General features: G+C 53.4%; 16 protein-coding genes. 4 read left to right on the top strand and 12 right to left on the bottom strand.

Translation table 11 applies throughout. The features are described 5' to 3' along the window. Positions 1-95: 95 nt before the first annotated feature. The 3 genes from glpC to glpA are packed head-to-tail and all read right to left on the bottom strand — an operon-like array spanning position 96 to position 4,160. Positions 96-1,286: an anaerobic glycerol-3-phosphate dehydrogenase subunit GlpC gene (glpC, locus tag OGX86_RS11510; RefSeq protein ID WP_048224697.1), complete on the bottom strand. Its 1,191-nt coding sequence runs from the start codon at positions 1,284-1,286 to the stop codon at positions 96-98. Beyond that, positions 1,283-2,542, bottom strand: coding sequence for a glycerol-3-phosphate dehydrogenase subunit GlpB (glpB, locus tag OGX86_RS11505; RefSeq protein WP_103014185.1), 1,260 nt, complete (start codon positions 2,540-2,542; stop codon positions 1,283-1,285). The genes glpC and glpB overlap by 4 nt, the downstream gene beginning before the upstream one ends. Next, the gene (gene glpA / locus OGX86_RS11500; RefSeq protein ID WP_048224690.1) at positions 2,532-4,160 is read right to left on the bottom strand and encodes an anaerobic glycerol-3-phosphate dehydrogenase subunit A; all 1,629 of its coding nucleotides are present in this window, start codon (positions 4,158-4,160) and stop codon (positions 2,532-2,534) included. Before glpA ends, glpB begins: the two co-directional genes overlap by 11 nt. A 270-nt stretch (positions 4,161-4,430) precedes the next feature. On the opposite strand from glpA, the gene glpT reads away from it, so the two are divergent. Beyond that, on the top strand, positions 4,431-5,789 hold the full coding sequence (gene glpT, locus OGX86_RS11495) for a glycerol-3-phosphate transporter (protein ID WP_032944053.1): 1,359 nt from the start codon (positions 4,431-4,433) through the stop codon (positions 5,787-5,789). Positions 5,790-5,792: 3 nt separating this feature from the next. After that, positions 5,793-6,860, top strand: coding sequence for a glycerophosphodiester phosphodiesterase (glpQ, locus tag OGX86_RS11490; protein WP_032944051.1), 1,068 nt, complete (start codon positions 5,793-5,795; stop codon positions 6,858-6,860). Between the two features lie 61 nt (positions 6,861-6,921). Here glpQ and OGX86_RS11485 read toward each other — a convergent pair whose 3' ends face one another. Further along, positions 6,922-7,800 (bottom strand): LysR family transcriptional regulator, encoded by an 879-nt coding sequence (locus OGX86_RS11485; RefSeq protein ID WP_286640084.1) that lies wholly within the window; start codon positions 7,798-7,800, stop codon positions 6,922-6,924. 160 nt (positions 7,801-7,960) lie between these two features. Between OGX86_RS11485 and OGX86_RS11480 the strand changes: the two genes are divergently transcribed. Next, entirely contained in the window at positions 7,961-9,151 is a 1,191-nt protein-coding gene (locus OGX86_RS11480; RefSeq protein ID WP_286640082.1) for an MFS transporter, read from the top strand. A gap of 3 nt (positions 9,152-9,154) precedes the next feature. Here the strand turns inward: OGX86_RS11480 and yfaE are convergent, their stop codons facing one another. The 4 genes from yfaE to ubiG all read right to left on the bottom strand — a co-directional run bounded on the left by yfaE (position 9,155) and on the right by ubiG (position 14,083). After that, entirely contained in the window at positions 9,155-9,409 is a 255-nt protein-coding gene (gene yfaE / locus OGX86_RS11475; protein ID WP_003027609.1) for a ferredoxin-like diferric-tyrosyl radical cofactor maintenance protein YfaE, read from the bottom strand. Then, positions 9,409-10,539, bottom strand: coding sequence for a class Ia ribonucleoside-diphosphate reductase subunit beta (nrdB, locus tag OGX86_RS11470; protein ID WP_003834668.1), 1,131 nt, complete (start codon positions 10,537-10,539; stop codon positions 9,409-9,411). The genes yfaE and nrdB overlap by 1 nt, the downstream gene beginning before the upstream one ends. Positions 10,540-10,649: 110 nt before the next feature. After that, positions 10,650-12,935 (bottom strand): class 1a ribonucleoside-diphosphate reductase subunit alpha, encoded by a 2,286-nt coding sequence (gene nrdA / locus OGX86_RS11465; RefSeq protein ID WP_048215880.1) that lies wholly within the window; start codon positions 12,933-12,935, stop codon positions 10,650-10,652. A 419-nt stretch (positions 12,936-13,354) separates the two neighbouring features. Further along, positions 13,355-14,083, bottom strand: coding sequence for a bifunctional 2-polyprenyl-6-hydroxyphenol methylase/3-demethylubiquinol 3-O-methyltransferase UbiG (gene ubiG, locus OGX86_RS11460; protein WP_008785314.1), 729 nt, complete (start codon positions 14,081-14,083; stop codon positions 13,355-13,357). Between the two features lie 158 nt (positions 14,084-14,241). Here ubiG and gyrA point away from each other — a divergent pair, with 158 nt between their 5' ends. Beyond that, a complete protein-coding gene (gyrA, locus tag OGX86_RS11455; RefSeq protein ID WP_003834662.1) occupies positions 14,242-16,881 on the top strand; it encodes a DNA topoisomerase (ATP-hydrolyzing) subunit A in 2,640 nt (879 codons plus the stop codon). Positions 16,882-16,923: 42 nt separating this feature from the next. On the opposite strand, the gene OGX86_RS11450 is transcribed toward gyrA, so the two are convergent. From OGX86_RS11450 to atoD, 4 genes are read right to left on the bottom strand one after another with little or no spacing between them, the layout of a single operon-like run. Next, entirely contained in the window at positions 16,924-18,108 is a 1,185-nt protein-coding gene (locus OGX86_RS11450; protein ID WP_286640079.1) for an acetyl-CoA C-acetyltransferase, read from the bottom strand. A 30-nt stretch (positions 18,109-18,138) separates the two neighbouring features. Further along, complete coding sequence (locus OGX86_RS11445; protein ID WP_262798731.1) at positions 18,139-19,461, bottom strand: TIGR00366 family protein; 1,323 nt, start codon at positions 19,459-19,461, stop codon at positions 18,139-18,141. Continuing rightward, positions 19,458-20,108 (bottom strand): 3-oxoacid CoA-transferase subunit B, encoded by a 651-nt coding sequence (locus OGX86_RS11440; protein ID WP_137350036.1) that lies wholly within the window; start codon positions 20,106-20,108, stop codon positions 19,458-19,460. Before OGX86_RS11440 ends, OGX86_RS11445 begins: the two co-directional genes overlap by 4 nt. Positions 20,109-20,110: 2 nt before the next feature. Then, positions 20,111-20,770, bottom strand: coding sequence for an acetate CoA-transferase subunit alpha (atoD, locus tag OGX86_RS11435; RefSeq protein WP_069323408.1), 660 nt, complete (start codon positions 20,768-20,770; stop codon positions 20,111-20,113). Positions 20,771-20,777: the final 7 nt, after the last annotated feature.

The following is a 20,777-nucleotide window of genomic DNA, read 5'->3' as shown; positions in this document are numbered from 1 at the left end:
GAATCAGAGATAAATACGTCCGACTGCAACGTATTCAATTAAGCGGAACGGACTACGCAAAAATGCCCGGTAGCAAATGCTACCGGGCAACAGAGTTAACCCAACGCTTTGGCAAGCAGGGTGATAGGATGTTCGCAGCTTTTGCTTGTAGACATCTCAATCTGCCATTTACAGGTTTCGCAGTCGGTGACGACGATATCAGCGCCGCTTTCTTCAATTTGGCGGAATAACGGTGCGCCAATAGACTGTGACGTCGGATAGTTTTCCTTTTTAAAGCCGTAAGTCCCGGCAATCCCGCAACACTGAGAATCCAGCACCGTCAGCTCCAGCCCTGGAATTTGTCGCAGTAGCTCCAGCGTATAGAGCGTCCAGCCCATTTTCTCCATGTGACATGGCGTGTGATAGACCACCTTCAGCGGCAGCGTTTTCAGCGGCAGCGTTTTACCTTCATCCAGCTTGCGCCATAGCCAGCGGGTTGCCAGTTCAATGTGTTCACGCAGGCCTGAGTTGTCGACATCCAGCACTTCCGGATATTCATCACGTAGCGCAAAGGTACAGGTTGATGAGGTGGCGATCACCGGAATGCCTTTGCCATCAATCGCCTCTCTGAGTGAGGCCACGTTGCTTACTGCCTGCTTACGCGCTTTATCGGTAAAACCGTTGGCAATCAGCGGTACGCCGCAGCATTTCTCTTTACTCAGCAGTTGCACGCCAGTACCCATCGCATTCAACACCTTGATCAGGTCTTTGCCGAGCTGGGGATGGTTGTAATTCACAAAACAGCCGTGGAAAAAGGCGACCTGATCCTGATACTGCGCCTGCTGTGCGGCAACGCTGCGATACCAGCGGCGGAAGGTGCCAAAGGAGTACTTCGGCAGCGTACGGCGATGATCGATTTTTAGCGCGTAATCCAGCAGTTGACGCACCGGTTTTAAAGAGGTGGCGGTATTCACTATTGGGGCGAAGGGGGTGGATACGCTACCCATTAAATCGGTATGGCTTAAGACAAAGTTACGCAACGATGGGCGCGTCGTGTCGTATTTGGCGCGCGCGCGCTGGATAATATCGCCGATTTTCACGTCTGACGGACAGGCCACTTCGCAGCGTTTACAGTTGATGCAGTATTTCAGCGCGTCGTCATATAGCGCGCCATCTTTCAGGCGCAGACGTTCACCGTCCGGGCCGGCCTGCTTAGGACCCGGGTAGCTCGGATTGACGCGGCTTACCGGGCAGGCGGTGGTGCACACCGTACATTTGATACAACTTTCAAAACGTGTGTCGCTCATTGCTGTCCTCCTGCACGTTTCGCAATATGATGCGCGGCATGTAAGGCGCTAACTGCGCACACGCCGCCTCCGCAACCCTGGGCGATAGGGTCGAATCCGCCGAGGACGGAACCAATGGCATACATGTTTTCTATCGTTTTTCCCGCCAGTGATGGGCGTAATGCGGAATCGGTAGTCACGCCAAACTGTTGCCACGGTTGTGGATCGAAAACATCACGCTGATACCACTCGGCGCGGGTAGCTGTTTGCTGTACATCCAGTCCCAGGATTGGTTCGTAGATTGCCTCACGCGTGGCGACCAGCCCGCTGCTGAAGAAACTGCCGCTGGCGAGCACGGCGAAACGTGGCCGCAAGGGGATATCGGCATGATTTCGGGTCCAGATTTCGCTGACCACGCCATCCTGACAGGTGATTTTTTTCACTTCATCACCCGGCATCCACACACCGCCCTGGCGCACAAACTGGCGCTGTAATTTGTTGTGCAAACGCATGCCCAGTACCGAAGGTGGTAGGGTCGGTAACAGTGTCAGAGAGCAGGGGAGGCGCTCGTTAAGCCACTGCCAGAGCCGCTCATCTGCCAGACCAAAGCATGCCGGCATGATTATCATGTCGCAGGTTTTTGCCATTGGCAGCAATGCGTCATAGAGCAGCGACCATTTATCTTCGTTATCCAGCAGGCGCGCAATATTAACGGCGCGAAACTCGGTTGGGTTATCACGCAGGACATCCAGCTCCGGTAGCTCGATTTCTGCTGTCTCGACGCTGAGATTGCGTTGACGTAATGACGCTGCGGCGAGATGCGCCTGAAAATCCAGTAACCCGCTAATCCCTACAACGCAGATACGCTGTGCGGACAGCGGCCAGACCGGCACTTCCGGGGAACTTAACCAGGTTGAGCGCAGGGTGCCCAGCGGGGTAACACGTTGATGCGCCTGATGCACTTTGCCCTGCAAATGTGTTCCGCATTCTTCCAGTAAATTTTGCGCCTGCTGGGCCAGTTCCAGAACGTTCTGCGTTCCGATGGTGCTATACGGATGTGCGGGTGCCTGAGTGCGCAGTGCATTCAAACCCGCTTCTATATCCGTCACCGGTTGACCATCGGGTAAGCTGCTGAGCAAATCCAGTGAGCCGGAAGAAAAATGCAGGGCGCTTTGGCCGCGGGTAACAATCGTGCAGCGCAGTCCGCTTTTTTGCAGTTGCAGGCCACATAGCAGTCCGGCGAGGCCGCCGCCGATAATGACGGTATCAAATTTCATCCTGGTGCTCCTTTTCCAGACCACACAACCCTTGATAAACCCAGCGCGTGAATTCGCTTTCGCGCAGCGCATCTCCCCAGGCGATAGGCTGCACGCCTTTCCAGCGTTCGTTGAGGAAATCGGAAAGCTGGGTAATGGACTGCGCTGCGGTAGTGACATTAAAACGTTGCAGCAAACCTGCGGCGCGGCAGGCACACAATTCGCCCTGGCAGGTCCCCATTCCAACACGGGTACGGCGACGCAAATCGAGCAGGCTGTTGACGGTTAAATTCTCGACGGCGTATTGCACTTCGCCTGCGGTGACTGCTTCGCATTCGCAGACCAGGCTGCGGTGCTGACGGCCTTCGCTAAGCCACGCAGGGGTGCGATCGCCGTGACGGTAGACCGCCGAGCCGCGTAGTGGCGCGGGCAATGAGATCACGCGTTTAAGCGTATGCTCGGTAGATTCCTGTGAGCCAGGCAGCGCGGTGTCTGCCGTTGTGCAAGGCTGGGTATTGCCCAGCTTACGGCAAACGGCATCGGTGGCCCATTCCGCCATCAGGCGGTAGGTCATCAGTTTGCCGCCGGTAATGGTGATAAACCCTTCCAGTCCGTCACGTTCAGCGTGATCGAACAGTACAATCCCACGGCTGACGTTACGACCGCTTGGGTCGTCGTCGCTGGCCACCAGCGGGCGTACGCCGGAGTAGGCGCGTAAAATGCGCGTTTTCGCCATAATCGGCGCCAGCTTCTCGCCTTCACGCAGCAGAATATCGACCTCTTCTGCGGTGACGCGGTTGCTGTCGATATCGTCGTAATCAATGTGCTGTGAGGTGGTACCGATCAGTGAAATGGTATCGCCAGGCACCAGAATATCGGCGTCAGAAGGCTTACGGCAGCGGTTAATGACATGCTGGTTAATGCGATGATCCATAATCAGCAACGAACCTTTGGCCGGGAACATACGGATGCTCAGATCGGCATATTCCGCAATGCGTTGACCCCAGATCCCAGCGGCGTTGACGACAACCGGTGCATGCAGGGACTGCATTTCGCCTGTCAGATGATTGCGCACGTTAACGCCGCAAACCGTTGCGCCTTCGCGGAGCAGCCCCGTCACTTCATGCGCCGTTAAGATAACCGCGCCATGCTCACGCGCATCCAGCATGTTAGCTGCTGTTAAGCGGAAAGGATCGACCGTGCCGTCTGGTACTTTTACTGCACCAATCAGCTGTGGATTCACAGAAGGTTCGATAATACGTGCCTGCTGAGGGTCAATCGCTTCTGCGCGAATCCCTGCCTCTTCACATGCGCGAATAAAGGTGGCCTGGAAGGACAGCTCATCCTCCGGCAGAGTAATAAACAGACCGTCCGTTGGCTCAACGCAATGACGGGCGATACGTTTCAGAATTTGGTTTTCGCTGATGCACTCACGGGCAGATTCAGCGTCGGTGACGGCGTAGCGTGCACCGCTGTGCAGCAGGCCGTGGTTGCGTCCGGTCGCACCTGTGGCGATATCGTGGCGTTCCACTAAGATGACGCGCAACCCGCGCAGCGCACAGTCACGTGCGATCCCTGCACCTGTTGCTCCTCCACCAATGATAATCACGTCACTTGTTTGCGAGTCGCGAGTTTTCATTGTTTTTCCTCACAGTTCGTTTTTTATCATTTAGCCACATAAAAAACATGGATTGTTTGATTTCGCGCATAATCGCTCATTATTCGAAAATGAAACGTGATTTCGTGCGCCTTTATGAACATTTGTCATAAATCTGTAACAATATGTGCTGCGTTTCACATTTTTGTTATGTATCTTTCCTTAACATCGCGGCCACACTGGGAGCGGTAGGGTAGTAATGACGAACTGCAGTGTTTACTTCGAATGAAAGACGGCCACGGAGGCTACACTATGTTGAGCATTTTTAAACCAGCGTCACACACGGCGCGTTTACCTGCAGCGGAGATCGACCCGACATATCGTCGATTACGTTGGCAGATTTTTCTGGGGATTTTCTTTGGTTATGCCGCGTACTATCTGGTACGTAAGAACTTTGCCCTTGCGATGCCATATCTGGTTGAGCAGGGTTTCTCTCGCGGCGATCTGGGTTTTGCGTTGTCCGGTATCTCCATCGCTTACGGATTTTCGAAATTCATCATGGGGTCCGTTTCGGATCGCTCGAATCCGCGCGTTTTCCTGCCAGCAGGTTTGATTCTGGCTGCCGCAGTGATGTTGTTTATGGGCTTTGTGCCGTGGGCGACATCGAGCATTGCGATAATGTTTGTGCTGCTGTTCCTCTGCGGATGGTTCCAGGGGATGGGGTGGCCGCCGTGTGGTCGTACCATGGTGCACTGGTGGTCGCAGAAAGAACGTGGCGGTATTGTTTCCGTCTGGAACTGTGCGCACAACGTGGGCGGCGGTCTGCCTCCTCTGCTGTTCCTGCTCGGTATGGCCTGGTTCAATGACTGGAAAGCGGCGCTGTATATGCCTGCTTTCGGTGCGATTGTGGTTGCGCTGTTCGCCTTTGCTATGATGCGTGATACGCCGCAGTCCTGCGGCCTGCCGCCTATCGAAGAGTATAAGAACGACTATCCGGACGATTACAACGAGAAAGCGGAAGAAGAGCTGACTGCGAAGCAGATCTTCATGCAGTATGTACTGCCAAACAAACTGTTGTGGTACATCGCTATCGCCAACGTGTTTGTTTATCTGCTGCGCTACGGCATCCTGGACTGGTCACCGACCTACCTGAAAGAAGTGAAGCATTTCGCACTCGATAAATCATCCTGGGCCTACTTCCTGTATGAGTATGCGGGTATTCCGGGCACGCTGCTGTGCGGCTGGATGTCGGATAAAGTCTTCCGTGGTAACCGTGGTGCGACCGGCGTGTTCTTTATGACGCTGGTAACTATTGCGACCATCGTTTACTGGATGAACCCGGCAGGCAACCCGAACGTGGATATGGCTTGTATGATCATCATCGGCTTCTTGATCTACGGCCCGGTAATGTTGATTGGTCTGCACGCGCTGGAACTGGCACCGAAAAAAGCGGCGGGAACGGCAGCTGGCTTTACCGGTCTGTTCGGTTATCTCGGCGGTTCTGTGGCTGCGAGCGCCATTGTTGGCTACACCGTTGACTTCTTCGGTTGGGACGGCGGCTTTATGGTGATGATTGGCGGTAGCGTGCTGGCGGTTATCCTGCTGGTGGTCGTCATGATTGGCGAAAAACGCCATCACGAAGAGATGCAACTGAAACGTAACGGGGGCTAATAGATGAAAACTACATTGAAAAGTCTCAGCGTGGCGCTGATGCTCACAGGTATGGTGGTCAGCAGCGCGGCGGTTGCCGCAGATAAAATCGTGATTGCGCACCGTGGTGCGAGCGGTTATCTACCGGAGCATACGCTGCCAGCGAAAGCGATGGCCTATGCCCAGGGTGCGGATTATCTGGAGCAGGATTTGGTGATGACCAAGGATGACCATCTGGTCGTCCTGCATGACCATTATCTTGACCGCGTCACCGATGTTGCCGAGCGTTTCCCGGATCGGGCGCGTAAAGACGGGCGTTACTACGCTATCGACTTTACGCTGGATGAAATTAAATCGCTGAAATTTACCGAAGGCTTCGATATCGAAAATGGCAAAAAGGTCCAGACCTACCCAGGGCGCTTCCCGATGGGTAAATCTGATTTCCGCGTGCACACGTTCGAAGAAGAGATTGAGTTTGTTCAGGGATTAAATCATTCCACCGGTAAAAACATCGGTATTTACCCGGAAATGAAAGCGCCGTGGTTCCATCACCAGGAAGGGAAGGACATTGCGGCTAAGACGCTGGAAGTACTGAAAAAGTACGGGTATACCGACAAGAACGACAAGGTCTATCTGCAATGTTTTGATGTTGCAGAGTTAAAGCGCATTAAGAATGAACTGGAACCGAAGATGGGGATGGATCTCAATCTGGTACAGTTGATTGCGTACACCGACTGGAATGAAACTCAGGAGAAAAAGCCGGACGGTAGTTGGGTTAATTACAACTACGACTGGATGTTTAAGCCGGGTGCCATGAAGCAGGTTGCGCAGTATGCGGATGGCATTGGGCCGGACTACCACATGCTGATTGATGAGAAGTCGAAGAAGGGCAATATCTCGTTAACTGGCATGGTGCAGGACGCACATCAGAACAAGATGGTGGTGCATCCTTATACCGTTCGCGCCGATCAACTGCCGGATTACACCACTGACGTAAACCAGCTGTATGACATTCTTTATAACAAGGCGGGCGTTGACGGGCTGTTCACCGACTTCCCCGACAAAGCAGTGAAATTCTTGAATAAAGAGTGATGGCGTAAGGCCTGTGATGCACCTCCGGTCACAGGCCTAAATGGATGAAACGTTTTAACTGCTAGATAAGGCCGTCTGCTGTCAACGTTTCCATACATGCCTGCAGGAGAAATAAAGGGCTGCCGTCCACCGGCGGCTCTTTTGCCAGTAAGGATATCTGTCGATAGAACGTCGGTTCCAGCGCGACTGAGCGTACTTTCCCACCAACCGCCTTCAGCGTTAATTCCGGTAATAACGCTATACCCAGCCCCTGACGAATAAAGCTCATCGCGGTATCCGGATGGTTAAACTCGTATTTAATGACCGGTTCAATTCCCTTCTCTTTAAATAGCGCCATGATGCTTAATTCATAGCGACCTTTGCTGATAATGAGCGGTTCTCCAACCAGTTGTTCCACTGAAATTGTGCTTTTGGCCGCCAGCGGATGGCTTTCAGGAACTACAACGGTAAATTTGTCGCGATACACCGGTACGCAGTACATGCCATTTACCGGGAAATGCACAAATCCCGCATCGATGTCCCCACTGCGCAGGGAATCAACGATTGCCGTGCTGTTTTCTTCATAAGGGATAATTTTGATGTGCGGGTGATGCTGTTCGAAGTGGTGGATGATGCCGGGCAAAATACAGGCACAGGCGCTGGGAAAGCAGCCGATACGCAGGGTTCTGGCTGGGTTTTGTCGCTCTTGCTCGGCAATCTCTTTCACCGCGTTGGTTTCAGACACGATCGTCCGCAGGTGTGAAACGATCCGACTCCCGGCCGGACTAAGTTGAATGTCTTTGCGGCGTTCGCGGATAAGAATATCAACCCCTAGCTCTTCCTCTAGCGCTGAAATTGCCTGGCTAACGGCGGATTGGGTCATGTACAGCCGCTTGCTGGCTTCGGTAAAACCACCGTACTCAAGTACGGCAAGCAGGGCGTGGATCTGGGTTAATGTCATTAGTTCCCTCTAATCAACAATATTAAAACGATTAATTTCTCTAATATAATGGACCTGTTTATACTTGCGGTCTACCGTAAAATCACACTTCGACGCACCTGTCCGTAGTTCAGTTGAGCTGAGCGTTGCCTGCGTGCGCCGTCTGGACAGGTTGTCGAATATGAAAGAAAAACTGTGGACGAAAGATTTTTGGGCAATAACGATAATCAGCTTTATTATATTTTTTGTTTTTTATGTCCTGCTCACGCTGTTACCGATCTATATTTCGGATCGACTGCATGCCACTCCAGATAAGGCCGGATTATTAGTCACCTTCTTTTTGGGGGCCGCAATTGTTGTGCGCCCGTTTGCGGGACAATGGGTAGGAAAATATTCGAATAAAACAATTCTGGTGCTCTCTTCTCTGGCCTTTTTGGTGGTCACTGCGCTGTATCCTTTTTGCCACTCAATTGAATCACTGCTGTTGATTCGGGTGCTTCATGGTGTAACGTTTGGCGTTATTACCACGGTAAAAGGAACGATTTCCGCGCGGTTGATACCGGCCTCCCGACGTGGGGAGGGCATCAGTTTTTTCTCGTTAGCCATGGGACTGGCAATGGTTGTGGGGCCGTGGGTAGGGTTGAACATGGCACGCTGGGAAGCTTTTACCACTGCATTCTGGCTGTGTAGCGCGGTTGCCGTACTGGGTATTATCCTGTCATTGATTGTCGCCGTACCGCCGGTTATCCGTCATGCTGACGGCTCAAAACCGAAGCTGGGATTTGCTGCAATGTTTGATCGCGCCGCACTGCCTTTCGCGATGGTGACGTTTTTCATGACCTTTTCGTACGCGGGCGTTTCCGCTTTTCTCGCACTGTATGCGCGCGAGCTCGATCTAATGGCCGCCGCCAGTAATTTCCTGCTGTGCTACGCCATTTGCCTGATGATCTGTCGAACCTTTACCGGCAATATTTGTGATAAAAAAGGGCCGAAATACGTGGTCTATCCGTGTTTGTTGGCCTTCACCGTCGGGCTGGTGGCGCTTGGCTATACTAACGGCAGCATTATGATGATTATTTCCGGTGGATTAATTGGCATCGGTTATGGTTCGGTCACACCCGTATTTCAGACACAAATTATTAGTTCGGTGGAACCCCATAAAATTGGTATCGCCAATTCGCTGTTTTTCAATGCGATGGATGCAGGAATGGCAATCGGCGCGTTTATCATGGGGATGATGGTCGAGGGTGTGGGATATCGGGCGATTTATCTGGTGGGTGCGCTGCTGGCGGTACTGGCCGGGGCGCTGTATATCATGCAGATGAAAAAACGCGGAGACGTGGTACTGGTCTCCGCGCATGAAGTTCACTAAACACTATAACTCTATTTCAATATCGCCTTTTGCCCGGCAACAGCACGGCAATATTTCACCGGGCTGAATGAAGGCCAGCGGTTCTGCAATCCAGTCAACCTGTCCCGCCACCAGGCGGGTACGGCAGGAGCCGCAGTATCCTTCACGACACTGATATTCGACTTCAACATCGTGCGACTCGAGCGCGGCAAGCAGGGAAGGGTGTTCATCCTGGCACAGCAACTGCGTGCCAGAGATGCGCAGAGTCACGCGGCCCATCAGAGCTGGAAGTTACTCAGATCGTCAGTATCGACTTCGGCATCGATCTGGCCGACCAGATAAGAGCTGACTTCCACTTCCTGCGGCGCAACCTGGACGTTGTCAGACACCAGCCAGGTGTTGATCCACGGGATCGGGTTAGAACGTGTCTGGAATGGCAGATCGAGCCCAACAGCCTGCATACGGATGTTGGTGATGTACTCAACGTACTGGCACAGAATGTCCTTGTTCAGGCCAATCATTGAGCCATCACGGAACAGATAATCTGCCCACTCTTTTTCCTGCAGCGCGGCCTGTACGAACAGGTCGTAGCATTCTTGTTTGCACTCCTCGGCAATTTCCGCCATCTCCGGATCGTCCACGCCGCTGCGCAGCAGGTTCAGCATATGCTGAGTACCGGTCAGGTGCAGGGCTTCGTCGCGGGCGATCAGACGAATAATTTTCGCGTTGCCTTCCATCAGTTCACGTTCGGCGAAGGCGAAAGAGCAGGCGAAGCTGACATAAAAGCGGATCGCTTCCAGCGCGTTCACGCTCATCAGGCACAGATACAGCTTCTTCTTCAGCTCACGCAGGTTTACGACAACCGTTTTACCATTAACGGTATGCGTACCTTCACCGAGCAAATGCCAGTAGCTGGTCATCTCGATCAATTCGTCGTAGTAGCTGGAGATGCCTTCTGCGCGTTTCTGGATTTGCTCGTTGGTGACGATATCGTCAAACACCACCGCCGGATCGTTAACGATATTACGGATGATGTGGGTATAAGAGCGGGAGTGGATCGTTTCAGAAAACGCCCACGTTTCCACCCAGGTTTCCAGTTCAGGGATCGAGATTAACGGCAGCAGCGCGACGTTAGGACTACGTCCCTGAATGGAGTCCAGCAGCGTCTGATACTTCAGGTTGCTGATGAAGATATGTTTTTCATGTTCCGGCAATGCCTGGAAGTCGATACGATCGCGAGAAACATCGACTTCTTCCGGACGCCAGAAGAAAGAGAGCTGCTTTTCGATCAGTTTTTCAAAGATGTCATATTTTTGCTGATCGTAGCGGGCGACGTTCACCGGCTGGCCGAAGAACATCGGTTCCAGAAGCTGATCATTTTTCGTCTGTGAAAAAGTGGTGTATGCCATTGATGTGAATCCTGTCTGGAATGTACTGCCGGATGCGCTTTGCTTATCCGGCCTACAATACCGCGAATTAATTTATAGGCCGGGTAAGCGCTACGCCACCCGGCAAAAGATTAAATCTTACATGCGCCGCTTTCGCAGCCATCGTCCTGAATGGACGGTACCAGATCGTCCTGAGAGTCTTCCGCACCGTCACGGGTGTTCTGATAATACAGCGTTTTGACACCAAATTTGTAGGCGGTGAGCAGGTCTTTCAGCAACTGCTGCATCGGTACTTTTCCGGACGGGAAGCGCGACGGATCGTAGTTGGTGTTGGCGGAAATCGACTGATCGATAAATTTCTGCATGATGCCTACCAGCTGCAGATAGCCGTCGTTGTTTGGCATTTCCCACAGAAGTTCGTATGCGTCGTGCAGGTGTTCGTAGTCCGGCACGACCTGACGCAGAATTCCATCTTTCGATGCTTTGATGCTCACGTAACCGCGTGGCGGTTCAATGCCGTTGGTGGCGTTGGAGATCTGCGAAGAGGTCTCGGACGGCATCAGGGCTGACAGCGTGGAGTTACGCAGACCGTGAGTTTTAATTGATTCGCGCAGGCTTTCCCAGTCGTAATGCAGGGACTCGCTGACGATAGCATCCAGGTCTTTTTTATAGGTATCAATCGGCAGAATGCCTTTCGCATAGGTAGTTTCGTTAAACCACGGGCATGCGCCTTGCTCTTTTGCCAGCTCGTTAGAAGCCTTCAGCAGGTAATACTGAATCGCTTCAAAGGTTTTGTGAGTCAGGTTATTGGCGCTGCCGTCAGAGTAGCGTTTACCGTTTTTCGCCAGCCAGTAAGCGTAGTTGATCACGCCAATGCCCAGCGTACGACGACCCATCGCACCGCGTTTGGCGGCCGGAATCGGATAATCCTGGTAATCGAGCAGCGCATCCAACGCACGTACCGCCAGTACGGCCAGCTCTTCCAGTTCGTCCAGACTTTCGATAGCGCCCAGGTTAAATGCGGACAGCGTACACAGCGCAATTTCGCCGTTTTCATCGTTAACGTCGGTCAGCGGTTTGGTCGGCAGGGCTATTTCCAGGCACAGGTTGGACTGGCGTACCGGCGCGACAACCGGATCAAACGGGCTGTGGGTGTTGCAGTGGTCAACGTTCTGAATGTAGATACGACCGGTCGAGGCACGTTCCTGCATCATCAGTGAGAACAGCTCAACTGCTTTCACGCGCTGTTTGCGGATGCTGTCGTCGTTTTCATATTGGGTGTACAGACGCTCGAACTCATCCTGATCGGCGAAGAACGCGTCATACAGACCCGGGACGTCGGACGGGCTGAACAGGGTGATGTCGCCGCCTTTCAGCAGACGGGTGTACATCAGTTTGTTGATCTGCACGCCGTAGTCCATGTGACGTACGCGGTTGCCTTCTACGCCACGGTTGTTTTTCAGGACCAGCAGGCTTTCAACTTCCAGGTGCCACATTGGGTAGAACAGCGTGGCTGCACCACCGCGTACGCCACCCTGAGAGCAGGATTTCACTGCAGTCTGGAAATGCTTGTAGAACGGAATACAGCCGGTGTGGAACGCTTCACCGCCGCGAATCGGGCTACCCAGCGCACGGATGCGACCAGCGTTAATGCCGATACCGGCACGCTGAGAAACGTATTTCACAATTGCGCTGGAGGTTGCGTTGATGGAGTCCAGGCTGTCGCCGCACTCGATTAGTACGCAGGAGCTGAACTGACGCGTTGGGGTACGCACGCCGGACATAATTGGCGTCGGCAGCGAGATTTTGAACGTAGAAACGGCGTCGTAGAAACGTTTTACATATTGCAGACGTGTTTCACGCGGATAGTTAGAGAACAGGCAAGCCGCTACCAGAATGTAGAGGAACTGTGCGCTTTCATAGATCTCACCGGTAACACGGTTTTGCACCAGATATTTACCTTCCAACTGCTTCACCGCAGCGTAGGAGAAGGTCATATCACGGTCGTGTACGATGAACGAGTCCATCTGCTTGAACTCTTCTTCCGTGTAGTCTTCCAGCAGATGATTGTCGTATTTGCCCATTTCAACCATTTTCACGACATGGTCGAACAGCTTTGGCGGTTCAAACTCACCGTACGCTTTTTTACGCAGGTGGAAAATCGCCAGACGGGCAGCCAGATACTGATAATCCGGCGCTTCGCGGGAGATCAGGTCGGCGGCTGCTTTGATGATTGTTTCATGGATGTCGGAGGTCTTGATTCCGTCATAAAACTGAATGTGGGAGCGCAGCTCGACCTGAGAAATCGATACGTTATTCAGTCCTTCTGCCGCCCAATCCAGAACTCGGTGGATTTTGTCGAGATTGATGCGCTCTGTACTACCATCACGCTTTGTCACCAGCAGACTCTGATTCATGTGGTTTTTTACCTGTCCGTGAAAGAAAAAATATCCCCCATATTATCCACAGAGTCATGTTGTGACTAAGTCTGTGGATAAATACTATATGTAGGGGTTGTTTGATAAAATAGACGCTATATGGTGAGTATTCTAGTAGGGATTCTTTTCAGCACAAGAGTTGATTTTGAGGTTAAATTGAGGTTGCAAAAGGGTGATAATCGCTAAGTGCGCGTCTTATAAGGCCTGGCGGGGATGTCAATAATTGAGAAAAAAAATAGAAAATTTGATCGAGTGCTGATTTCTTCATCTAAGGCAAGGAAAGTTCTTATGATCTGGCACAGGATTTGTAGGCCTGATAAGCGAAACGTCATCAGGTATGGTTCCAGTAAGCATGCCGGATGGCGGCGTTGCACGCTTTATCCGGCCTACAGGAGCGGTTAATCAACCTTGGCGGTGGTATGTACCATATAGTTCACATCAACGCCCGGGCCAAGTTTGAAGGTGTTGGTGATGGGGTTGTAATGCAGGCCGGTCATATGGCGCTCTTTCAGTACGGTCTGGTCAACCCACTCTAATAATTCAGCAGGCTTAATAAATTTTTTCACATCGTGCGTGCCTTTCGGCACCATGCGCAGAATATATTCCGCTCCGACCACCGCCATCAGCCAGGATTTGCCGTTGCGGTTAAGCGTGGAGAAAAATACTTCGCCACCCGGTTTGACCAGCCTGGCGCAAGCTCTGACCACTGACTGTGGGTCTGGCACGTGCTCCAGCATTTCCATGCAGGTGACAACGTCATACTGATGTGCATGCTTTTCCGCATGCTCTTCGACGGTTTCTTGTACGTACTCTACCTGGATACCGCTTTCCAGTGCATGCAGTTTTGCTACCTGCAGCGGTTCAAAACCCATGTCCAGTCCGGTGACGGTGGCACCTTCGCGCGCCATACTCTCCGCCAGAATACCGCCGCCGCATCCGACGTCGAGTACCTTTTTACCAAACAGGCCGCCTGAGCGCTCAGTAATATAGCCCAGACGCAGTGGGTTAATGCGGTGCAGCGGCTTAAATTCACCCTCAAGATCCCACCAGCGTGACGCGACTGCTTCAAACTTGGCAATTTCTTCATGGTCAACGTTGTGAGCTACCGGAGGTTTTTCGGCATTCATTGGGGCTTCTACTCCTAAATTTGCGATGCAAATGAGTATATCAGCCTGACGGGATGAATAAAGCCTCTGTCAGGGGGAATCCATTTACCTGAATCTGCACGGATGTGTTATAATTTGCGACCTTTGAATCCGGGATACAGTAGAGGGATAGCGGTTAGATGAGCGACCTTGCGAGAGAAATTACACCGGTCAACATTGAGGAAGAGCTGAAGAGCTCCTATCTGGATTATGCGATGTCGGTCATTGTTGGCCGTGCGCTGCCGGACGTCCGAGATGGCCTGAAACCGGTTCACCGTCGCGTACTTTACGCCATGAACGTATTGGGCAACGACTGGAATAAAGCCTATAAAAAATCTGCCCGTGTCGTTGGTGACGTAATCGGTAAATACCACCCTCATGGTGATACCGCCGTTTACGACACCATTGTTCGTATGGCGCAGCCATTCTCCTTGCGCTACATGCTGGTAGATGGTCAGGGTAACTTTGGTTCTGTCGATGGCGACTCCGCAGCGGCGATGCGTTATACGGAAATCCGTATGTCGAAAATCGCCCATGAGCTGATGGCTGACCTGGAAAAAGAAACGGTTGATTTCGTCGATAACTATGACGGCACCGAACAAATTCCTGACGTCATGCCGACCAAAATTCCTAACCTGCTGGTGAACGGTTCGTCCGGTATCGCGGTAGGTATGGCGACCAACATTCCGCCGCACAACCTGACCGAAGTGATCAACGGCTGTCTGGCATATATTGACGATGAAGACATCAGCATTGAAGGGCTGATGGAACATATTCCGGGTCCGGACTTCCCGACTGCCGCGATCATCAACGGTCGTCGTGGTATCGAAGAAGCCTACCGTACCGGCCGTGGCAAAGTGTACATTCGCGCACGCGCGGAAGTCGAAGCGGATGCCAAAACGGGTCGTGAAACCATCATCGTTCACGAAATTCCGTATCAGGTAAACAAAGCGCGCCTGATTGAGAAAATCGCCGAGCTGGTAAAAGACAAACGCGTTGAAGGCATCAGCGCGCTGCGTGACGAGTCTGACAAAGACGGTATGCGCATCGTGATTGAAGTGAAACGCGATGCGGTCGGGGAAGTGGTTCTGAACAATCTCTATTCCCAGACCCAACTGCAGGTTTCCTTCGGTATCAACATGGTTGCATTGCACCATGGCCAGCCGAAGATCATGAACCTGAAAGATATTATTGCCGCGTTCGTACGTCACCGCCGTGAAGTCGTAACCCGTCGTACTATCTTTGAACTGCGTAAAGCCCGCGACCGTGCGCACATCCTTGAAGCGCTGGCGATTGCGCTGGCGAACATCGATCCGATCATCGAACTGATCCGCCGCGCGCCGACCCCGGCTGAAGCGAAAGCTGCGCTGGTTGCGCGTTCGTGGGAACTGGGCAACGTTTCCGCCATGCTGGAACGTGCCGGTGATGACGCCGCGCGTCCTGAATGGCTGGAGCCGGAATTTGGCGTGCGTGACGGTCAGTACTATCTGACTGAACAGCAGGCCCAGGCTATTCTGGATCTGCGTTTGCAGAAACTGACCGGCCTTGAGCACGAAAAACTGCTCGACGAATACAAAGAGCTGCTGGAACAGATCGCTGAACTGCTGCACATTCTGGGCAGCGCCGATCGTCTGATGGAAGTTATCCGTGAAGAGATGGAGCTGATTCGTGAACAGTTCGGTGACGCTCGTCGTACTGAAATCACCGCGAACAGCGCTGACATCAACATCGAAGATCTGATTAGCCAGGAAGATGTTGTCGTAACCTTGTCTCATCAGGGCTACGTGAAATATCAGCCGTTAACCGATTACGAAGCGCAGCGTCGTGGCGGTAAAGGTAAATCAGCAGCACGCATTAAAGAAGAAGACTTTATTGACCGCCTGCTGGTGGCCAACACCCATGACACGATCCTCTGCTTCTCCAGCCGTGGTCGTTTGTACTGGATGAAGGTCTATCAGTTGCCGGAAGCAAGCCGTGGCGCACGTGGACGTCCAATCGTCAACCTGCTGCCGCTGGAAGCTAACGAACGTATTACCGCAATTCTACCAGTACGTGAGTACGAAGAGGGCGTGAACGTCTTCATGGCAACCGCTAGCGGTACCGTGAAGAAAACGGCGCTGACCGAGTTCAGCCGTCCGCGTTCTGCCGGTATTATTGCGGTTAACCTGAACGAAGGCGACGAACTGATTGGTGTAGATCTGACGTCCGGCAGTGACGAAGTCATGTTGTTCTCTGCGGCTGGTAAAGTGGTGCGCTTTAAAGAAGATGCTGTCCGTGCAATGGGTCGTACCGCGACCGGTGTACGCGGTATCAAGCTGGCGGAAAAAGATAGCGTGGTATCGCTGATCGTTCCGCGCGGTGAAGGCGCTATCCTGACCGTTACTCAGAACGGTTACGGTAAACGTACGGCGGCGGAAGAGTATCCGACCAAGTCTCGTGCGACCCAGGGCGTTATCTCCATCAAGGTTACCGAGCGCAACGGTTCCGTTGTTGGCGCTGTGCAGGTTGAGGATACCGACCAGATCATGATGATCACCGACGCAGGTACGCTGGTACGTACTCGCGTGTCGGAAATCAGCGTGGTAGGGCGTAATACCCAGGGCGTTATCCTTATCCGTACTGCGGAAGACGAAAACGTCGTGGGTCTGCAACGCGTTGCTGAACCGGTTGATGATGAAGAGCTCGACTCCATCGACGGAAGTGCAGCTGAAGGTGACGAGGATATCGCACCTGAAGCGGAAAGCGATGACGATGCAGCAGCGGATGACGCTGACGAGTAATTAAGACGCTATAAAAAGGGCCGGAGAAATCCGGCCCTTTTTTTAATTCATGCGTTCCACAATCATTGCGATTCCCTGACCGCCGCCGATGCACAGCGTGGCAAGCCCAAGCGTTTGATCGCGCGCCTGTAGCGCATGCAGCAGCGTAACCAGAATTCGTGCGCCGCTGGCGCCAATAGGATGTCCCAGCGCAATGGCCCCGCCGTTGACGTTAACCTTTTGCGGATCGAACCCCAGCGTTTTGCCGACGGCAAGAAACTGCGCGGCAAATGCCTCGTTGGCTTCGATAAGATCGATATCGGACAGCTGCAGCCCGCTCAGCTGTAGCGCTTTTTGCGTGGCCGGAACCGGCCCCATCCCCATCATCGCCGGTGCCACGCCGCCGCTGGCCCAGGCTTTGATCCGCGCCAGCGGTTTTAGCCCTGCCGCCAGTGCCGCTGACTCTTCCATTACCACTAATGCCGCAGCACCGTCGTTGATCCCCGAAGCGTTGCCTGCAGTGACGGTTCCTGTTTTATCGAAAGCCGGGCGCAAGGCGGCGAGGCCTTCCGCCGTCGAGTCAGCTTTGGGAAACTCATCGCGCTCAAAGATGATGGTTTTTTTACGGGACGATACGCTGACGGGCACGATTTCAGCCTGGAATGCGCCGGACGCGATTGCGGCCACGGCTTTACGCTGTGACTGCAGTGCCAGTTCATCCTGCATTTCGCGGCTGATGCCGTACTCTTTAGCGACATTTTCTGCGGTGATCCCCATATGGTACCCATGCTCGGCGCAGATCAGACCGTCGCGCAGAATAACGTCGGACAATTGCCCATCACCAAGACGATATCCCCAGCGGACCTTTGCGTCTAACAGGTAGGGGGCCTGGCTCATGTTTTCCATCCCTCCCGCAACGATCGCCTGAGCTTGTCCTGCCTTAATTGCGAGGGCGGCAAGCGCCACGCTTTTCAGGCCCGAGCCGCACACTTTGTTGACGGTGAAGCCGCAAACGGTGTCGGACAGGCCGCTTTTTAACAATGCCTGACGCGCCGGATTTTGTCCGAGTCCTGACTGCAACACGTTGCCCATAATCACCTCGTCCACGTGCAGTGGATCAAGGTGAGCACGCTCAAGGGCGGCTCTAATGACGGTGGCTCCAAGCTCGATGGCCCCCGTTGTTGCCAGTGCGCCGTTAAAACTGCCGATTGCGGTACGTGCCGCGCTGACGATGACACAGTTTTTCATTTTTCAGTTCCTTTTAATAAGTTGTTGCCGTCAGAACAGGGTCAATCCAATAACAAAAATGACGCCGGAGAAGAGCAGGGCGGTGATGCAGTACCCCATAATGTCGCGCACGCCCAGCCCGGCGATGGCCAGCGCCGGTAGCGCCCAGAATGGTTGTGCCATGTTCATCCACTGCTCCCCGTAGGCGATGGCCATCACTGATTTGCCAAGATCGGCACCCAGCGCCTGCGCCGCAGGCATGACGAACGGTCCCTGAATAACCCAATGGCCGCCGCCGGACGGCACGGCAAAGTTAATCAGCGCTGAACTGAAGAAGGTCATCAGCGGGAAGGTATCTTTGTTGGCGACGTTAATGAAAAACTCGGTAATAAGCCCGCCGAGACCGGAGTGCTCCATCATCAACTGAATACCGGCGTAGAAGGGGAATTGCACCAGAATCCCGGCGGTGCTACGTGCGGCAGCGCTGACGGCACGCATATAGGCCATCGGTGTTTTATGCAGCAGCAGACCGGCAATCATAAACATCAGGTTGACGGTATTGATGGTGATGTTGAAACCTTTCTCGGCAAAGTAGATGCCCAGATAGGCAATACCTAATGCACCGATGATCAGTGCCAGAATGCGGCTTTCTTCCAGTTTTTCCGATGGCGGCGCGTCTGGCGGCAGCTTCTTCTGAAAATCAGCTTCTTCCAGTAATAGTTTCGGATCGATGCTCACCACATCTGCAGGTTTTGGCGTCATCATGCGCGTGATGAACGGCATTACCACAATCAGTGCCACGGTGATGAAGATATTGAAGCCGGTGAACAGGGTATCCGCGACAGGAATTAACCCCGCTACGTGCTCGACCGGGTTGCCAGGCGTTGCCGCCAGCAAAGGCATTGACCCGGAAAAACCACCGCCCCAGGTCAGGAAGCCGATGTAGGCGCAGGCAATCAGTAACGGATAATCGGAGCCCGGTACCCGACGAGCGACTTCGCGGGCGAACATCGCCCCGACTACCAGACCGAATCCCCAGTTGATAACGCAGGCAACCGAACCAAAAAAAGTGACCAGCATTACGCCCTGAGCGGGGGTTTTGGCAGCGGATGCCGCCGTACGCAGCAGGCTTTTCACCGGCCCGGAACTGGCTAACGCATGGCCGGTCACGATGATTAGCGCCATCTGCATACCAAACGCCAGCAGGTTCCAGAAACCGTCACCCCAGAATTTCACCATGCTGATGGGCGTCTGTGGCGTTAACCATAGCGCGATGCCGAAGGTCAGCAATGTTAACAACATGGCGAAAATCAGCGGGTCGGGCAGCCAGCGGCTGACCACCCGTGTCATAAAGCGAGCGATGCGGCCAATCATGCGTCACCTCGCAGGATGAGCAGATCGTCGGCAATAGCAAACTGCGCTTCAGTTTTTTCACGCAGCGTGGCGACATCACATCCTTCAACAATTTCAGTCAGCCACATTTTGCCGTCAATAAAGCGGAATACGGCAAGTTCAGTGACCAGCATGTGCACAGCATGCTGCGCGGTGAGCGGCATGGTGCATTGGCGCAGGATTTTCGCTGAGCCGTCTTTCGCACAATGCTCCATAGCGATAATGACTTTCCGTGCACCGGTCACCAGATCCATTGCGCCACCCATGCCAGGCACCATTTTCCCCGGGACCACCCAGTTGGCAAGGTTAGCCTGCTCATCCACCTGTAACCCACCCAGCACACAAGCATCAACGTGACCGCCGCGAATCAACGCGAACGACATAGCGCTATCAAACATCGCCGCGCCTGGCAAAATACCGCACGGTTGGCCGCCCGCGTTCACCAGATCAGGATGCGCGGTGGTCACCGGGCCCAGTCCGAGAAAACCGTTCTCAGATTGCAGCGTAATGTGAATATCTGCAGGCAAGTAGTTGGCTACCATGGTTGGCAGGCCAATACCTAAGTTGACGATATCGCCATCGCGAAGCTCTTGCGCCACCCGGCGCGCAATACGTTGTTTAGCATCCATCATTAGCTCTCCTGTGGAATGACGATATGGTCGATAACGGCGCCGGGGGTAACAATCTGGTCAGGCTGTAGCTCACCTGTTTCAACCATTTCATCCGGTTCAACCAGCGTGATGTCAGCGGCGAGAGCAATCAGAGGGTTAAAGTTTCGGGCGCTGAGCTGGTAGGTGAGGTTGCCAAGCATGTCAGAGCGATGGGCGCGAATAAGCGCTAAATCGGCGCGCAATGGTCGTTCAAGCAGCCAGGTTTTGCCCTCGAGCGTGATGGTCTGCTTACCATCCTCCACGATGGTGCCAACGCCGGTAGGCGTCAGAAAACCACCAAGACCCGCGCCGCCGCAGCGAATTTGCTCGATCAGGGTACCTTGCGGAACCAACTGTACGTCCATCTCGCCGGCAATCATGCGACGACCGGTTTCCGGGTTGGTGCCAATGTGCGAGGCAATGACTTTGCTCACCCGCCCATTGACGATCAGGGGCCCGATACCGGTATCGACAAATGCAGTATCGTTAGCAATCAGCGTCAGATCTCTGACGCCGGATTCCAGCAGGGCTTCAACCAGGCGAGGCGGTGTGCCAACCCCCATAAAACCACCGACCATGATGGTCATGCCGTCACGAAAGAAGCCTGTAGCATCTTGTAAGGTAATCAGTTTTGTTTTCATTATGTTT

This window comes from Citrobacter sp. Cpo040, assembly GCF_030332915.1.
In the GTDB taxonomy this organism is placed as follows: domain Bacteria; phylum Pseudomonadota; class Gammaproteobacteria; order Enterobacterales; family Enterobacteriaceae; genus Citrobacter; species Citrobacter portucalensis.
This window is presented reverse-complemented; position numbering and strand designations above follow the sequence as displayed.

Coding starts and splice junctions, on each gene's coding strand:
- glpC (WP_048224697.1), bottom strand. CDS start 1,286: ATGAGCGACACACGTTTTGAAAGTTGTATCAAATGTACGGTGTGCACC.
- glpB (WP_103014185.1), bottom strand. CDS start 2,542: ATGAAATTTGATACCGTCATTATCGGCGGCGGCCTCGCCGGACTGCTA.
- glpA (WP_048224690.1), bottom strand. CDS start 4,160: ATGAAAACTCGCGACTCGCAAACAAGTGACGTGATTATCATTGGTGGA.
- glpT (WP_032944053.1), top strand. CDS start 4,431: ATGTTGAGCATTTTTAAACCAGCGTCACACACGGCGCGTTTACCTGCA.
- glpQ (WP_032944051.1), top strand. CDS start 5,793: ATGAAAACTACATTGAAAAGTCTCAGCGTGGCGCTGATGCTCACAGGT.
- OGX86_RS11485 (WP_286640084.1), bottom strand. CDS start 7,800: ATGACATTAACCCAGATCCACGCCCTGCTTGCCGTACTTGAGTACGGT.
- OGX86_RS11480 (WP_286640082.1), top strand. CDS start 7,961: ATGAAAGAAAAACTGTGGACGAAAGATTTTTGGGCAATAACGATAATC.
- yfaE (WP_003027609.1), bottom strand. CDS start 9,409: ATGGGCCGCGTGACTCTGCGCATCTCTGGCACGCAGTTGCTGTGCCAG.
- nrdB (WP_003834668.1), bottom strand. CDS start 10,539: ATGGCATACACCACTTTTTCACAGACGAAAAATGATCAGCTTCTGGAA.
- nrdA (WP_048215880.1), bottom strand. CDS start 12,935: ATGAATCAGAGTCTGCTGGTGACAAAGCGTGATGGTAGTACAGAGCGC.
- ubiG (WP_008785314.1), bottom strand. CDS start 14,083: ATGAATGCCGAAAAACCTCCGGTAGCTCACAACGTTGACCATGAAGAA.
- gyrA (WP_003834662.1), top strand. CDS start 14,242: ATGAGCGACCTTGCGAGAGAAATTACACCGGTCAACATTGAGGAAGAG.
- OGX86_RS11450 (WP_286640079.1), bottom strand. CDS start 18,108: ATGAAAAACTGTGTCATCGTCAGCGCGGCACGTACCGCAATCGGCAGT.
- OGX86_RS11445 (WP_262798731.1), bottom strand. CDS start 19,461: ATGATTGGCCGCATCGCTCGCTTTATGACACGGGTGGTCAGCCGCTGG.
- OGX86_RS11440 (WP_137350036.1), bottom strand. CDS start 20,108: ATGGATGCTAAACAACGTATTGCGCGCCGGGTGGCGCAAGAGCTTCGC.
- atoD (WP_069323408.1), bottom strand. CDS start 20,770: ATGAAAACAAAACTGATTACCTTACAAGATGCTACAGGCTTCTTTCGT.